Source organism: Microbacterium foliorum (genome assembly GCF_006385575.1).
In the GTDB taxonomy this organism is placed as follows: Bacteria; Actinomycetota; Actinomycetes; order Actinomycetales; family Microbacteriaceae; genus Microbacterium; species Microbacterium foliorum_B.
The window spans coordinates 389,532-404,020 of record NZ_CP041040.1 but is presented as its reverse complement, the minus strand read 5'-3'; the positions used below and the strand labels follow the sequence as shown (position 1 = coordinate 404,020).

Here is a 14,489-nt window from a genome sequence, read left to right as displayed (position 1 = left end):
CGGTCGACACGTGCCCGAATCACACTCCGCCACGCATCCGCTCGCCCTCGCTCCCGTGATCGCTCCGCCGAGCACCGCGGATGAGTTCACGAAGCGCTTCCTGCAGAACCTCAATCTCGATCGGGGCGTCGCGCTGTCGGCATCCAGCGCCAATGATCGCTACCTCGCCCTCGCGCACACCGTGCGCGACTACCTGATGGCGCGCTGGCTCGAAGATCTGCGTCGTCAGAAGGAGACCCAGGCGAAGGGTGTCTGCTATCTCTCGGCGGAGTATCTGCTCGGCCGCCAGCTCGACAACAACCTGCTCGCCGCCGACCTCACCGACGTGGCGGCCGAGGCCCTGGCATCGTGTGGCATCGACCTCGACGAGCTCCGAGCCCACGAGGTCGAGCCCGGCCTCGGCAACGGCGGGCTCGGTCGACTCGCCGCCTGCTTCATCGACTCGCTCGCCACGATGGGCGTGCCGAGCATCGGCTACGGCATCCGCTACGAGTACGGGATCTTCCGCCAGACCTTCGTCGACGGCCAGCAGGTCGAGCAGCCCGATTCCTGGCTCACCCTCGGCTCGCCGTGGGAGTTCGCCCGGCCCGAAGATGCGCAGACCATCGCGTTCGGCGGCCACACCGAGAAGTACGACGACGAGGGTGTCACGCGCAGCCGCTGGATCCCCGCGTGGAACGTGCAGGCCGTGCCGTACAACTACATGGTGCCGGGGTTCCAGAACGGCCGAGTCAACACTCTCCGACTCTGGAGCGCTGTCGCCACGAGCGCTTTCGACCTGCGCATCTTCAACTCGGGCGACTACGAAGAGGCCGTGCGGGCCCAGACCTACGCCGAGAACATCTCGAAGGTGCTCTACCCCGAAGACTCGACTCCGCAGGGCAAGGAGCTGCGCCTGCAGCAGCAGTACTTCTTCGTCGCGGCATCGATCCACGACTTCCTCGACAACATGCTCGCCGACGGCTTCGACCTCGCGAACCTGCCCGAGCGCGTGATCTTCCAGCTCAACGACACGCACCCGGTGATCGCGGTGCCCGAGTTCATGCGCGTGCTCATCGACGAGAAGCACCTCGACTGGGATGCCGCGTGGGCGATCACGCAGCAGTGCTTCGCCTACACGTGCCACACGCTGCTTCCCGAAGCCCTCGAGGTCTGGCCGGTCGAACTGCTGGGCCGACTGCTGCCCCGCCACCTCGAGATCATCTATCGCATCAACGACGACTTCCTCGTGGCGGTGCGCAAGCGCTTCGGCGATGACGAGATGCTCGTGCGCAACATGTCGATCATCGCCGAGCATCCGGTGCGCTCCGTACGCATGGCCTACCTCGCGACGGTTGCCGGAGCGAAGGTCAACGGCGTCGCCGAGCTGCACTCCCAGTTGCTGCGCGACAAGGTGCTCCACGACTTCGACGCGTTCTTCCCCGAGAAGTTCACGAACGTCACGAACGGCGTCACACCTCGACGGTTCCTGCGTCTCGCCAACCCCGAGCTCTCGTCGCTCATCACCGCCGCGATCGGCGAGGGCTGGGCCACCGACCTCGAACGCCTGCGCGAACTCGAACCCTTCGCTGAGGATGCCGAGTTCCGCACCGCCTTCGCCTCGGTGAAGGCCGCGAACAAGCGCCGCCTGAGCGACGTGCTGCGCGAGCGCGGCGGCGTCGAGATCAGCGACGGCCACATGCTCGACGTCATGGTCAAGCGTCTGCACGAGTACAAGCGGCAGCTGCTCAAGGTGCTGCACATCGTCACGACCTACGAGGGCGTGATCTCGGGGCGGATCGCCGTGTCGGATGTCGTGCCGCGCACCGCGATCTTCGGCGCGAAGGCCGCTCCCGGATACGCGATGGCGAAGCGCATCATCCACCTGATCAACGCCGTGGGCGAGGTCGTGAACACCGACTCGCGACTGGAGGGCCGGCTGAAGGTCGTCTTCCCGCCGAACTACAACGTGACCCTCGCCGAGCGGGTGATCCCCGCAGCCGACCTGTCGGAGCAGATCTCGCTCGCCGGCAAGGAGGCATCGGGAACCGGCAACATGAAGTTCGCGCTGAACGGCGCCCTCACGATCGGCACGGATGACGGGGCGAACGTCGAGATCCGCGAGCTCGTGGGCGACGACAACTTCTACCTGTTCGGCAAGAGCGAGCCCGAGGTCTCCGACCTGTCGGCCCGCGGCTACCGGCCCCAGGAGTTCTACCAGGCTGACGAGGGGCTGCGCCGGGCGATCGACCTGATCGCATCCGGTGCATTCTCTCGCGGCGACCGTTCGGTGTTCGAGCCCGTGGTCTCGAACCTGCTCTACGAAGACCGCTTCATGGTGCTCGCCGACTATGCGTCATACATCGAGGCACAAGAACGAGTGGATGCCGCTTACGCCGACCAGGATTCCTGGACCCGCTCAGCCATTCTCAACGTCGCCCGCACCGGGTTCTTCTCGTCCGACCGCTCGATCCGCGACTACATCGACCGCATCTGGCACACCCCGCCGCTCATCTGAGGACCCCTGGCCCGTTTGCAGGACCGAAGCCCGTCTGCATGAGAATCCGGGCCGAATCGTCCTGCGGACGTGCCGGGATCCTGCAAACCGCACACCCACGCATCCCCCTCTTGACAAGATCGAGATATATCGTGTTATTCTTGCGACACACGATATATCGTGTTCCCTCGAACCAGGAGAAGCAGACATGACCGAGAAGTGGCTCATCGCCCCCGGCGAAGAACGCGTCATCGACATCGAGAACGTCATCCGACTGAAGATCGGTCTGGTCGGCGGTCAGGTCGACGTCATCGCGCACGACGAACCCGGCATCCGCATCGAGGTGCACGGTGTCACCACCAAAGACCTTCGCATCGAGGCGAATGACGGCGAGGTCGAGATCGACCACCCGCAGCTCGGCTGGGACAACTTCCTCGAGGTGTTCCGCAACTTCGGCTCGGGCGGCCCCAAGGCCGAGGTCAGCGTCGCCGTGCCCCGCTCGATCGCCCTCAATCTCGGCGTCGTGAGCGCCGGCGCACTCGTCTCGGGCATCCGCAACGACGCCCGCCTCAACACCGTCTCGGGCGACCTCATCGTCGACACCCTCATCGGAGACCTCACGGTCAATTCGGTGTCGGGCGACGTGCAGGTGCGCGGCCTCACGGGCTCGATCAGTGCGAACAGCGTCTCGGGAGACGTGGCAGTGACCGGCACCATCCGTCGCGCCACCGTCGACATCGTCTCGGGGTCGACCCTGGTCGACGCCGCCGGCGACGTCAACGCGATCAACATCAACTCGGTCTCGGGCGGCACCACTGTGCGCCTCGACGAGTCGCTCGCCGCGAACTACGTCGTGCGCTCGCTGAGCGGACGTCTGCTGATCGACGGCGTCGAACGCGGATCCTCAGGGATCAACAACTACACCGGCTCCTCCGGCGAGCTCGCCGGTCGCTTCGTCGACCTGCGCGCGAACTCCGTCTCGGGCGGCGTCACCGTTCTTCGCCGCACGCCCAGCTCGATCGAGAACGACCCCGAATGGGAGGAAGCATGAGTCCCGCAGTCTTCTCCCACGGCGACCTCAGGCTCTACCTGCTCTCGCTGCTCGCCGAGGCGCCTCAGCACGGCTACGGCATCATCCAGGCGCTGACCGATCGCACGGGTGGCACCTACACGCCGAGCGCCGGCACCATCTACCCGCGGCTCGCGAAGCTCGAAGAAGAGGGCCTGGTCAGCAAGACCGTCGACGGCCGCACCACGATCTACTCGATCACGGGTGCCGGACGCGCCGAGCTCACCTCGCGGGAAGGCGACCTCGCTGGCATCGAGGCGGGCCTCACCGACTCGGTGCGACTGATCGCCAATGAGGTGCGTCAGAGCGTCAAGGAGGCCATGAAGAGCCTTCGCGCCGACCTGGCCACGGCTGAGAAGGACGACCGCGCAGCATCCAAGTCGCGCCCGCGCACCGCAGGTGACGACGAGCGCATCATCAGCCGCGAGGAGATGCATCGGGCGGATGCCGTCATCAACGCCTTCCGCGCCCGAGTGCGCACCGACCTCCGCACCCATGTGGCTAAGGGCGGCACGCTGCCGGCATCCGTCGTCACGCAGCTGGAGGACGGCCTGGACGCTGCCGCGCGTGGAATCACGACGGCGCTGGCGTCACTCGGGCGCTGACCTCGCCTCGCCATACGGTCCGAAGCCCCTCCCGTCGCTCGACGAGAGGGGCTTTGCTCGTACGGATGGCTGACGCTCTCCCGGTCGGATGGGCCATCCGGTCGATCTGACCAGCCGGGCGGGCATCGACCAGCCATCCGTACCGGGAAAGGACGGACGAACCCTATTCGGTCCAGATCTCGGGCTGCGAGTCGGGAACCGACTCCTGCAGGGGCACGACCATCACGGGCCGCTGCTGACGATGCGCGAGCCGGGCGGCGACCGATCCGGTGAAGAACTCCCGGATCGACTCTCCGATGCCGCGCTTGCGAGTGCCGACGACGATCAGCTGAGCATCGAGCTTGTTGGCGAGCTGCTTGATGGCGAGAGCCGGGTCGCCCACGAGCTGACGCGCCGTCCAGGTCAGGCCCGTTCCGTCGAGGGCGGCAGCGGCCTCGGCCTGCACGGCTTCGAACTCGGCTGCTCCGGCGTTGAGGTTGATGTCGATGGGGGCCGAGTGCACATAGCCATCGGGATCTTCGTAGGTGACGAAGCGCGTGACGTCGACGTGTGCGACCACGAGCGGAACCCGGAGGAGGCGTGCGAACCGCGCCGCTTCTTCGATCACGCGCTCGGGTTGCCCCGGCTGCATCCCGACGATCACGGCCTTCTGCAGTGTCGCGTTCTGTGCGGCCTCGTCGTTGGGCGTCGAGGTGTTGTCGGTCATGACGATCGCTCCCTTCACCAGCTGCCAACGGGCCAGTGCGGTCTGGCCGCGTGCTATTCTGAATGCTACTCTTACCGGCCCTCAGCCGGTGTCGTGAATGACTCGGGCAGATGATTGTCCGCAGCTTAACTCGTGAGGGGGTCTCAGGCATGGGCCGTGGCCGTCAAAAGGCGAAACACACCAAGATCGCCCGCGAACTGAAGTCGTTCAGTCCGTCGGTGAACTACTCGGCGCTCGAGCGCGAACTCGCGCACCCGAGCGACGCTGAAGACGCATACGTCGATAAGTGGGCCGACGAGTATGCGGACGAAGACGAGGACGAACTCGAAAAGGCCTGACAGCCGATTCGTTCGTCGTCGAATCCCCCGTGCGATGCACGGGGGTTTCGTCGTACCCGGAACGGGTACCGATCGATCGACCTGAGAGGATCTCCTCATGGCTCGTGTCGTCTCGCTCTTCCGTCACCCGATCAAGGGCTTCACTCCCGAATCCGTCGATTCGCTGACCGTGCAACCCGACGGCCGGATCGCGGGCGATCGCGTGCTGGCTTTCCGCTTCGCCGATGCGACCGATCCGGAGCACCGCGACGGGCTCGACCACTGGCCGAAGGCGAAGGGCCTCTCGCTGCAGGACTTCCCCGGGCTCGCGGCGCTGCGCACCGACTACGACGATGCTCGGCAGCGCGTGCGCATCGAGCACGCCGGAGCACTGCTCGTCGAGGCGGGACTCGACGACGCCGGTCGTGTGGAGCTCGCGGATGCCGTGACCGAGTTCGTGCTCGCGAGTGCGGAGGGCCGGCGGCTCGGACGCCCGGGGCGACTGCCACTCGTGCTGGTGGGCGATGGAGTGACGTCGAGATTCCAGGACCGCGCTCGCGGCTACGTCTCGGTGCACAGTCGCGGCAGCGTCGACGCGCTGAGCGACGCCCTCGGCTTCAGCATCGATGACCGCCGATTCCGCTCGAACGTCGTCATCGACGATGTCGCCCCGTGGTCAGAACTCGACTGGACGGGTGAACTGAGCATCGGTCAGGTGTCGTTCCGCACCGCGGGCCCGATCGTGCGATGCCTGGCGACACACGCCAATCCCGACACCGGCGCTCGCGACGCGAAGGTGCTCAAGACCCTCACCCAGTCGTTCGACCAGGACGAGCCGACGCTCGGCCGACTGCTGCTTCCGCCGCAGGACGAGGCCGACGGATCAGCGGAGTGGCTCGGCGGCACCATCAGCGTCGGCGACGAGGTACGGGCGCGCTGAGCTCCCCCGGGCGCTGAGCCTCACGCCGCCCCGTTCGACGCAGGCGCAGTCACCAGCGACCGTGCCGGCGCTCCCAGTCCTCTTCGATCGTGCGGCGGCGACCCGCGACCCATCCTGCGGGGATCACGGCGACCAGCACGCCGACCAGGACCCACAGCGGGACCAGCCAGCTGTCGGTCGCGTCGTGCAGCAGACCGATCAGCAGCGGGAACACCGCGGCGACCGCATATCCGATGCTCTGCACGAACCCGCTGAGCGCCACGGCGCTCTCGGGCGTGCGTGCGCGGATGCTGAGCAGCACGAGTGCGAGGGGGAAGAGCCCTGGTGCGAGACCGAAGAACACGACCCAGATCGGCAGTCCCACTGTCGGGAGGAAGATGAATCCGAGGAGTCCGATGAGGCCGGATGCGATCGAGATGAAGAACACGGGGCGCGTGGCCTGGAACCGGACGATGAGGATCGGCACGAGCAGAGAGCACGGCAGACCCATCAGACCGAACAGCGAGAGCAGCAGCCCCGCGTTCGCCGGTGTCACGCCACCCACGTCGATCATGATCGATGGCAGCCATGCGAACGAGACGTAGGCCAGCGTCGACGATGCCGCGAACACCAGCGCGATGGACCAGGCCATCGGCAGGCGCCACAGCCGACCGAAGACCCGGGGGTTCGCTGGCCTCGTCGCGATCGGGCCGGTCGCCATGGACGCTGCGTCGTGCCCGTCGCGTTCGGCCTCTGCCGAGGCCGGGTCGACTCGGACAGGTGCGGCAGCGACGGCATCCGCTCGACTCGTGACCAGCATCGCCACCCACGGCACCAGCGCGATCGCGGCGAACACGCCCCACAGGCCCAGCGAGACCCGCCACCCCGCCGAGTCGGCGAGCGGCACCGCGACCAGCGGCGGCACGAACGTCGACACGGCCATGGTCGTCGAGTACACGGTCATCATCAGACCGAGCCGATCGGGGAAGTACTTCTTGACCAGCGGCGGCAGCAGCACGTTGCCCGAGCCGACTCCGGCGAAGACCACGGCCGTCGCGGCGAGCAGCGATGTCGAGTCGACGGCGAGGCTGCGCAGCACAAGTCCGGTCGCAATCAGCGCGATCGCGACCACCGCCACGCGTTCGAGTCCGAAACGGCGCTCGAACAGCGGGGTGAGCAGGCCGAACACGGCGAAGCACACCGGCGGCGCTGCGCCGATCAGACCCACGACGACCGACGACACCGCGAAGTCGTCGGCGACGTGGTCGAGCACGGGCGACAGGGATGCCACGGCCGAGCGCAACGAGAAGGCGACCAGCACGATGCCGATCAGTGCGAGGGCGCGACCCCGCCAGAGCGGCTGCGCACCCGAGGTCACGAGGTCTGCGACCCCTCCACCCACGCGAGGTACTCGTCGGAGACCGTGCCGGTGACGTACCGGCCGTCGAAGCAGCTCATGTCGAGGTCGCTCAGCACGGAGCCCTCGGTGATCGCGGACTTGAGGTCTTCGACCTCCTGGTAGACCAGGTGGTCGCAGCCCAGCACGGCGGCGATCTCGGGGATCGTGCGCCCGTGGGCGATGAGCTCGTGACGCGACGGCATGTTGATGCCGTAGACGTGCGGGTACCGCACGGGCGGCGCTGCGGACGCGAACGTCACCGAGGTGGCACCGGCATCCCGCGCCATCTGGATGATCTCCTTCGACGTCGTGCCCCGCACGATCGAGTCGTCGATCAGCAGCACGTTCTTGCCCTGGAACTCGGTCGACATCGCGTTCAGCTTCTGACGCACGCTCTTCTTGCGCACGGCCTGGCCGGGCATGATGAAGGTGCGGCCGACGTAGCGGTTCTTGTAGAAGCCCTCGCGGTACTCGATGCCCAGCTTGCGGGCGACCTCCATGGCCGCGGGCCGAGACGAGTCGGGGATCGGCATGACGACGTCGATCTTGTCCATCGGCACGTGCTTGGCGATCGTGTCGGCCAGCTTGTCGCCCATGCGCAGGCGGGACTCGTAGACCGAGACGCCGTTCATGACCGAGTCGGGTCGAGCGAGGTAGACGTACTCGAACGCACACGGCGCGAGCGTCGCATCCTTCGCGCACTGCCTGCTGTGCAGTTCACCCTCGTTCGTGATGAAGATCGCCTCGCCGGGTTCGACCTCGCGGACCACTTCGTAGTCGGCGTTCTCGAGCACCAGCGACTCGCTCGTGACGACCCATTCGTCCCGGCCCTCTGCGCCGGGGACGGTCGACGGACGACGGCCGAGGATGAGGGGGCGGATGCCGAACGGGTCGCGGAACGCGAGCAGGCCGTAGCCGGCGATGACCGCGATGACGGCGTAGGCGCCCTCGATGCGCTCATGAGTGCGCTCGACCGCCTCGAAGACCCGGTCTGCATCGAGGTCGACCGTCGAGGTGGTGTTCTGCAGCTCGCCGGCGAGCACGTTGAGCAGCAGCTCGGTGTCGCTCGAGGAGTTGAGGTGACGGCGGTCGCGCTGGGCCATGTCGGCCGTGAGCTCACGCGTGTTCGTCAGGTTGCCGTTGTGGATGAGGATGATGCCGTACGGCGCGTTCACGTAGAACGGCTGCATCTCCTCTTCGTTCGATGCGGTGCCCTTGGTCGCGTAGCGCACGTGACCGAGCCCGACGTTGCCGAGGAGCCCGCGCATGTCACGGGTGCGGAACGCCTCGCGCACCATGCCCTGTGCCTTGGCGTTGTGCATCACGCCGTTCGCCTCAGCGGTCGCGATGCCCGTCGCATCCTGGCCGCGGTGCTGCAGCAGCAGGAGTGCGTCGTAGATGTCCTGATTGACCGGGGCAGAGCCCACCATTCCGACGATGCCGCACATGGACTCTTACTTCGCTCCGTCCGCATAGGCGCCGACCAGGCGCACAGCTCCACCGTCGACGCCCTTGGCGCCCTGTTCGAACTCTCCTGCCGGACGCGCGCCGAAGCCCACGGTTCCGACCTGCCACGCGGGCATGCCGTCTGCCGCGAGCGCCGCGATGGCGGCATCCTTCTTGTCGGCCGCGACGATCGCGAGGAATCCGATGCCGAGGTTCCAGGTGCCCTCGGCCGATTCCAGCGTCGATCCCGCGATGTCACTGAGCACGCGGAAGACCGGGCTCGGCGACCACGTGCTGCGGTCGACCTCGGCCCAGCTGCCCTGCGGGAGCACACGGGCGAGGTTCGCCGCGATGCCGCCGCCGGTGACGTGGCTGAGCGAGTGCACTCCCCCGCCGAGCTGCTCGATCAGACGCAGCAGCGGAAGCGTGTAGAGGCGCGTCGGCTCGAGAAGAGCCTCGCCCCAGGTCTTGCCGAAGTCGGCGGCGTTGTCGCCATAGCCGATGCCGGCGTTCGTGACGATGTGGCGCACGAGCGAGTAGCCGTTGGAGTGCAGTCCGCTGGACTCGACGGCGAGCACGACGTCGCCGTCCTGCACGCGATCGGCCCCGAGGATGCCGTCGGCCTCGACGACTCCGGTCGCGGCTCCTGCCACGTCGTAGTCGCGCGGGCCGAGGAGACCGGGGTGCTCTGCGGTCTCGCCGCCGATGAGTGCGGTGCCGGTGGCGGTGCACGCCTCGGCGATGCCGCGCACGATGTCGGCGATGCGCTGCGGGAAGACCTTGCCGCAGGCGATGTAGTCGGTCATGAAGAGCGGCTTGGCGCCCACCACGACGATGTCGTCGACGACCATGCCGACGAGGTCTTGGCCGATCGTGTCGTGCTTGTCGATGGCCTGCGCGATGGCGACCTTCGTGCCGACGCCGTCTGTGCTGGTCGCGAGCAGCGGGCGACGGAAGTCGCGCAGCGCGCTCGCGTCGAACAGTCCGGCGAATCCGCCGACACCGCCGAGCACTTCAGGGCCGTGCGTAGCGCGCACGGAAGATTTCATCAGCTCGACGGCGAGATCGCCTGCAGCGGTATCGACGCCGGCTTCGGAATAGGGATTGGTGGGGGAGGCAGCCACCCCTCCAGCCTACCGCCCGCGGGGCCCTCCTCTCCCCGCCCTCGATCTCCTACGATGGGGCCATGGCCGACAAGCCGCAGTGGTTGATCCGCGAAGACGCGAGCGTTCCGGTGCTCGTCGCGCTCGCATTGCGCCAATCGCTCGGCATCCGGGCTCCGGAAGACCTTCCGAGCCTGCGCGATCTGCCCGTCAGAGCACCGGATGCCGTCGAGGTGACGCCCGAGCTCGAGAAGCAGTGGCGCGACTACTGGGACATGACGGTCGAACCCCGAGCGCACCCCTCCGGCGTGCCGCTCGAACTCGTCGAGGGCTTCGACACGCTCGTGGCGCTGCCCGCGACCGGAGCCGAGCAGCTCGCCGCGGCGATCGCGCCGCATGCGGAGTCGGCGATGCACTTCGCCCGCGTCGCGCACGATCGCTACGTCGCGTCGATCCGCAGCTCGATGGCGAGCAGGTCGGGCAACGGCAACATCGGCGGCGAGGCGTACCGTGCCTATGCGAGTGCGATCGCCGAGTTCGAGCGCGAGATCGGGCGGCGTGCGCATTCGTTCGAGCTCAACGTGCAGGTGCTGCCGTTCTCGCAGCGGGGGATCTGGTGGATCGGCGCTCTCACGGTCGCGGTGACCGACGGACTGCGGCGCGACGTGGTGTCGTTCGACGCGGCGATCCGGCCGATCATCGCAGAGCTGGCCTGACCGGGCCTGCTGCGCGCGACCGGGTCAGTCGTTCTCGATGATCGTCTCGTGCTCGACCGTCACGACGTGATCGTGGCGGCGGGCGAGGCGCTCGAGGATCAGCGCGACGACGCTCGCGAGGGCGAAGCCGATCGGCACGGTCCACAGCAGCAGGAATCCGAACACCTGTCCGGGCGGGTAGACGACGCCTGCCGCTTCAGAGGGTTCGAAGCTGCCCATCATCGTCAGGATGCCGGCGGCGATGATTCCGAGCACGACGCCGATGCCCATGAACACACCGAAGCGCGGCACGCGGCGGACGGTCGCCTCGACCGTCTGGGAGGAATCGTGGGAGGACATGCATCCATTCTCCCACCGTTGCCTGTGGGTGGGGTGCCGGTCTGCCGAGCATCTCGGCGTCGCCGTGATGCGGCCTCGGGCTGGCGTCTGGACAGGTCAGACGTCTTCGGTCAGGGACGCAGCGGCAGGACGTCAGACAGATCCGCGCGGGTGCCTGAGGCACTGACCCGGCCCGCACCCGCGGCATCCGACCAGTGCTCCTTGCCCGTGGCGACGGCGATCCAGGTCGCGGGGTCCATCTCGACGACGTTCGGCGGAGTGCCGCGCGTATGCCGCGGGCCCTGGATCACCTGCACCGCGCCGAACGGCGGCACTCGAACCTCGACGCTGTTGCCCGGAGCCTTCTCGTCGAGCAGTTGCAGCAGGTAGCGGACGGCCGTCGCGAGATCGGTGCGCTGCGGCTTCTCGCCTGCGGCATCCGCTCTCCCGACTTCATCGAGCGCCGCGCGGCCGTCGATGATGTCGATCTTCCTGGAGGGCATGGGAACAGGGTACGCCGAGCCGGTTCGTTGCTGCGGGCGTGTGCGCTTCGCGAGGCGATTCACGCGTGCGAAGGCCGCGCCGCGACGATTCGGCCTTCGCACGCGCGAATCGACTCCGCTGGCGTACACAGGAATCCGCCCCCACCGCCCGGCGCAGGAATAGGCTCGAGGCGATGAGCCACAGTCCCGATACCCTGCACGGCGCGAGAGCCCAGCTGCTCGCCGCGGCGCAGCGCAGTGAGGGCTGGACGAGGCCCCTGCCTCCGGTCGACGGCAACGCTCATGCGGCATCCGTGCTCGTGCTGTTCGGCAAGCTCGACAGCATCCCGGCGCAGACCGACTCCGCGACCATGGCCGCAGACCTCGACGTGCTGCTGCAGCGCCGAGCGGCCACGCTGTCGTCGCACCCCGGGCAGGTGTCGTTCCCGGGTGGCCGGGCCGAGGAGTCGGATGCGGATGCCGTCGCCACCGCCCTGCGCGAGGCCGAGGAGGAGACGGGTCTCGACCCGGCCGGCGTCGAGATCCTCGCCACTCTTACCGAGATCCCGCTCGCCGCGAGCAACCACATGGTCACCCCCGTACTCGGCTGGTGGCGTTCGCCGTCGCGCGTCGCGGCCGTGGATCATGCCGAGACGGTCGATGTGTTCCGAGTGCCCGTGGCGCAGCTGCTCGACCCGGCGACCCGCTTCACGTCGACGATCCACCGCATGGGTCGCACCTGGAAGGGGCCGGCGTTCGATGTCGACGGCACGATCGTGTGGGGCTTCACGGCGATGGTGCTCGATGCGCTGTTCGACGCCGCCGGCTGGACCGTGCCATGGGACGCCTCGGCGGAGCGCCCGGTCGAACTCTGAGGCGCAACCAGCCGAAACGCGCGCGCCCGCCTCGGTAGTCTGGACGGGTGAAGATTCTCGTCCTCGGTTCCGGTGCCCGTGAGCACGCGATCATCCTCGCTCTGCGAGCAGAGACCGCGGAGCACGAGATCTTCGTCGCCCCCGGCAACGCCGGAATCGCGCAGGACGCGACGCCGGTCACCCTCGACATGCTCGATGGGGCGGCCGTGACCTCGTTCGCCAACGAGCACGGCGTCGACCTCGTGGTCGTCGGACCCGAGGCGCCGCTGGTCGCGGGTGTCGCCGACGTGCTGCGCGCGCACGGCATCCCTGTCTTCGGCCCCGGCAAGGCCGCGGCTCAGCTCGAGGGGTCGAAGTCCTTCGCCAAGCGGATCATGGATGCCGCCGGCGTGCCCACCGGACGAGCGGTGCGCGCCACCACCACCGCCGAGGTCGAGGCCGCATTCGACGACCTCGGTGCCCCCCACGTGGTCAAGGCCGACGGGCTCGCCGCAGGCAAGGGTGTCATCGTGACCTCGGATCGCGCCGAGGCCCTCGCGCACGCCGAGCACTATCTGCCCTCCGGCCCCGTGCTCATCGAAGAGTTCCTCTCGGGCCCCGAGGTCTCGCTGTTCTTCCTGAGCGACGGCGACACCGTGCGCGCGCTCAGCCCGGCGCAGGACTTCAAGCGCGCGCTCGACGGCGACGAAGGCCCCAACACGGGCGGCATGGGCGCCTACTCTCCGCTGCCGTGGCTCGCCGACCAGTTCGGCAGCGAGCAGGCCTTCGTCGAAGAGGTCACGCGTGATGTCGCCCTGCCCGTGATCCGTCAGCTCGACGAAGAAGGCACCCCGTTCATCGGCCTCCTCTACGCGGGTCTCATCCTGACTCCCGCCGGTGTGCGCGTGATCGAGTTCAACGCCCGCTTCGGCGACCCCGAGACGCAGATCGTGCTGCCTCGCCTCGTGACTCCACTGTCGGAGCTGCTGCTCGCCGCAGCATCCGGCACTCTCGAAGACCAGCCGGAGCCGGTCTTCAGCGACGACGTCGCCATCACGGTCGTCCTCGCCAGCGAGGGCTACCCCGAGGCGCCGCAGACCGGCCGGCCGATCGAGGGCCTCGCCGATGCGGCGGCCGTCGAGGGTGTGCGCCTCGTGCACGCCGCGACAGCCAGCCCCGATGCACCCGGCGGCTCGCTGATCGCGACCGGTGGTCGGGTGCTGAACGTCGTCGCCGTGGCATCCGACTTCCGCACCGCGCGCGACCGTGCCTACGAGGCGATCGGCCGCATCACGCTCGACGGTTCGCACTTCCGCACCGACATCGCCGCCCGCGTCGCGGAGTAGCCCGAGTGCCCGGCCTCTGGCAGGCACGAGTTCGGATCGGCACCGCTTCAGACGGGCACAGCTTCGGATGCCGCGCGCGCCCCGCCGCAGCATCCGCCCGTCACCGCGGCGAGCCCGGCCTGACGTCCGACGTCGTGCCCGCCCCGGCGCTCGCGGCTAGAGGGTGATCCAGTATCGGCGGAGCATCGCGTGGCCCCGCGCCGACTGGTCGCTGACGTCCTGCAGCACGCCTCCGGCACCCTCGATCGTGCGGTACGAGCCGACGTTGTCGTCGTCGCACGTGACGAGCACGCGGTCGAGTCCGATCTCGCGTGCCCGCTCGAACCCGAGACGCAGCGCCGCTGAAGCGTAGCCCTGACGCCGTCGCGACTCGCGCACCGAGTACCCGATGTGGCCGCCCGCCTCACGGAGCCACTCGTTGAGCTCGTGCCGGAACGACAGGAACCCGACGACCTCGCCGTCGTCGACGATCCAATACAGGTCGTTGTGCACGGCATCCTCGGGGAGGTCGGCCGTGGTGTCGGCCAGCAGCGTCGACTTCTCGATGAGGGCATCGAGCGTCGCGCGGTCCGGGGTGACAGGTGTCTGGAGACCTGATCCGTCGACGTGCCCGTCGCCGAATTCGGCGACGGCCGCCGCCCAGGAGTCGAACAGGTCAGTGGTGGGCCTCGTGAGCTCGATCGTCATCGCCCGATGACATCACATCGGCATTCCCGGGCGCAAACCGGTCAGC

15 protein-coding genes are annotated in these 14,489 nt (G+C 68.1%); 8 read left to right on the top strand and 7 right to left on the bottom strand.

The features are described from left to right. Nucleotides 1-10: 10 nt before the first annotated feature. The 3 genes from FIV50_RS02030 (at nt 11) to FIV50_RS02020 (ending at nt 4,150) form a co-directional block, all read left to right on the top strand. Nucleotides 11-2,497, top strand: coding sequence for a glycogen/starch/alpha-glucan phosphorylase (locus FIV50_RS02030; protein ID WP_140035971.1), 2,487 nt, complete (start codon nt 11-13; stop codon nt 2,495-2,497). 187 nt (nt 2,498-2,684) lie between these two features. Continuing rightward, on the top strand, nt 2,685-3,527 hold the full coding sequence (locus FIV50_RS02025) for a DUF4097 family beta strand repeat-containing protein (protein ID WP_140035970.1): 843 nt from the start codon (nt 2,685-2,687) through the stop codon (nt 3,525-3,527). Then, nucleotides 3,524-4,150: a PadR family transcriptional regulator gene (locus tag FIV50_RS02020; protein ID WP_140035969.1), complete on the top strand. Its 627-nt coding sequence runs from the start codon at nt 3,524-3,526 to the stop codon at nt 4,148-4,150. Before FIV50_RS02025 ends, FIV50_RS02020 begins: the two co-directional genes overlap by 4 nt. A 163-nt stretch (nt 4,151-4,313) precedes the next feature. On the opposite strand, the gene FIV50_RS02015 is transcribed toward FIV50_RS02020, so the two are convergent. Next, nucleotides 4,314-4,856: a universal stress protein gene (locus FIV50_RS02015; protein WP_140035968.1), complete on the bottom strand. Its 543-nt coding sequence runs from the start codon at nt 4,854-4,856 to the stop codon at nt 4,314-4,316. A 149-nt stretch (nt 4,857-5,005) separates the two neighbouring features. Between FIV50_RS02015 and FIV50_RS02010 the strand changes: the two genes are divergently transcribed. Together FIV50_RS02010 and FIV50_RS02005 are read left to right on the top strand one after the other, a co-directional pair. Then, complete coding sequence (locus FIV50_RS02010; RefSeq protein ID WP_042537993.1) at nt 5,006-5,194, top strand: DUF3073 domain-containing protein; 189 nt, start codon at nt 5,006-5,008, stop codon at nt 5,192-5,194. A gap of 97 nt (nt 5,195-5,291) precedes the next feature. Further along, on the top strand, nt 5,292-6,113 hold the full coding sequence (locus tag FIV50_RS02005) for an MOSC domain-containing protein (RefSeq protein ID WP_140035967.1): 822 nt from the start codon (nt 5,292-5,294) through the stop codon (nt 6,111-6,113). A gap of 49 nt (nt 6,114-6,162) precedes the next feature. On the opposite strand, the gene FIV50_RS02000 is transcribed toward FIV50_RS02005, so the two are convergent. Genes FIV50_RS02000 through purM form a run of 3 tightly spaced genes read right to left on the bottom strand, consistent with a single transcriptional unit; the run spans nt 6,163 to nt 10,061 of the window. Beyond that, complete coding sequence (locus FIV50_RS02000) at nt 6,163-7,494, bottom strand: MFS transporter (protein WP_258184370.1); 1,332 nt, start codon at nt 7,492-7,494, stop codon at nt 6,163-6,165. Beyond that, nucleotides 7,467-8,939 (bottom strand): amidophosphoribosyltransferase, encoded by a 1,473-nt coding sequence (gene purF / locus FIV50_RS01995; protein WP_140035966.1) that lies wholly within the window; start codon nt 8,937-8,939, stop codon nt 7,467-7,469. Before purF ends, FIV50_RS02000 begins: the two co-directional genes overlap by 28 nt. A gap of 6 nt (nt 8,940-8,945) precedes the next feature. After that, complete coding sequence (gene purM / locus FIV50_RS01990) at nt 8,946-10,061, bottom strand: phosphoribosylformylglycinamidine cyclo-ligase (RefSeq protein ID WP_140035965.1); 1,116 nt, start codon at nt 10,059-10,061, stop codon at nt 8,946-8,948. A gap of 62 nt (nt 10,062-10,123) precedes the next feature. On the opposite strand from purM, the gene FIV50_RS01985 reads away from it, so the two are divergent. After that, on the top strand, nt 10,124-10,756 hold the full coding sequence (locus FIV50_RS01985; RefSeq protein ID WP_140035964.1) for a zinc-binding alcohol dehydrogenase: 633 nt from the start codon (nt 10,124-10,126) through the stop codon (nt 10,754-10,756). Between the two features lie 24 nt (nt 10,757-10,780). On the opposite strand, the gene FIV50_RS01980 is transcribed toward FIV50_RS01985, so the two are convergent. Together FIV50_RS01980 and FIV50_RS01975 are read right to left on the bottom strand one after the other, a co-directional pair. Continuing rightward, complete coding sequence (locus FIV50_RS01980; RefSeq protein WP_140035963.1) at nt 10,781-11,095, bottom strand: potassium transporter Trk; 315 nt, start codon at nt 11,093-11,095, stop codon at nt 10,781-10,783. A gap of 110 nt (nt 11,096-11,205) precedes the next feature. After that, the gene (locus FIV50_RS01975; protein WP_140035962.1) at nt 11,206-11,577 is read right to left on the bottom strand and encodes a sterol carrier family protein; all 372 of its coding nucleotides are present in this window, start codon (nt 11,575-11,577) and stop codon (nt 11,206-11,208) included. A 173-nt stretch (nt 11,578-11,750) separates the two neighbouring features. Here FIV50_RS01975 and FIV50_RS01970 point away from each other — a divergent pair, with 173 nt between their 5' ends. Both FIV50_RS01970 and purD read left to right on the top strand, forming a co-directional pair. Next, a complete protein-coding gene (locus FIV50_RS01970; protein WP_140035961.1) occupies nt 11,751-12,431 on the top strand; it encodes an NUDIX hydrolase in 681 nt (226 codons plus the stop codon). A 47-nt stretch (nt 12,432-12,478) separates the two neighbouring features. Then, complete coding sequence (gene purD, locus FIV50_RS01965; RefSeq protein WP_140035960.1) at nt 12,479-13,756, top strand: phosphoribosylamine--glycine ligase; 1,278 nt, start codon at nt 12,479-12,481, stop codon at nt 13,754-13,756. Nucleotides 13,757-13,912: 156 nt separating this feature from the next. Here purD and FIV50_RS01960 read toward each other — a convergent pair whose 3' ends face one another. Continuing rightward, nucleotides 13,913-14,443 carry a GNAT family N-acetyltransferase gene (locus FIV50_RS01960; RefSeq protein WP_140035959.1) on the bottom strand — a complete coding sequence of 177 codons (531 nt, stop codon included), beginning with the start codon at nt 14,441-14,443 and terminating at the stop codon, nt 13,913-13,915. Nucleotides 14,444-14,489: the final 46 nt, after the last annotated feature.

What these genes read in the sequence shown, in the direction of transcription:
- FIV50_RS01975 (WP_140035962.1), bottom strand. Translation starts at nt 11,577, where the DNA reads ATGCCCTCCAGGAAGATCGACATCATCGACGGCCGCGCGGCGCTCGAT.
- purF (WP_140035966.1), bottom strand. Translation starts at nt 8,939, where the DNA reads ATGTGCGGCATCGTCGGAATGGTGGGCTCTGCCCCGGTCAATCAGGAC.
- FIV50_RS02020 (WP_140035969.1), top strand. Translation starts at nt 3,524, where the DNA reads ATGAGTCCCGCAGTCTTCTCCCACGGCGACCTCAGGCTCTACCTGCTC.
- FIV50_RS01980 (WP_140035963.1), bottom strand. Translation starts at nt 11,095, where the DNA reads ATGTCCTCCCACGATTCCTCCCAGACGGTCGAGGCGACCGTCCGCCGC.
- FIV50_RS02025 (WP_140035970.1), top strand. Translation starts at nt 2,685, where the DNA reads ATGACCGAGAAGTGGCTCATCGCCCCCGGCGAAGAACGCGTCATCGAC.
- FIV50_RS01985 (WP_140035964.1), top strand. Translation starts at nt 10,124, where the DNA reads ATGGCCGACAAGCCGCAGTGGTTGATCCGCGAAGACGCGAGCGTTCCG.
- FIV50_RS02005 (WP_140035967.1), top strand. Translation starts at nt 5,292, where the DNA reads ATGGCTCGTGTCGTCTCGCTCTTCCGTCACCCGATCAAGGGCTTCACT.
- FIV50_RS02015 (WP_140035968.1), bottom strand. Translation starts at nt 4,856, where the DNA reads ATGACCGACAACACCTCGACGCCCAACGACGAGGCCGCACAGAACGCG.
- FIV50_RS01960 (WP_140035959.1), bottom strand. Translation starts at nt 14,443, where the DNA reads ATGACGATCGAGCTCACGAGGCCCACCACTGACCTGTTCGACTCCTGG.
- FIV50_RS02010 (WP_042537993.1), top strand. Translation starts at nt 5,006, where the DNA reads ATGGGCCGTGGCCGTCAAAAGGCGAAACACACCAAGATCGCCCGCGAA.
- FIV50_RS01970 (WP_140035961.1), top strand. Translation starts at nt 11,751, where the DNA reads ATGAGCCACAGTCCCGATACCCTGCACGGCGCGAGAGCCCAGCTGCTC.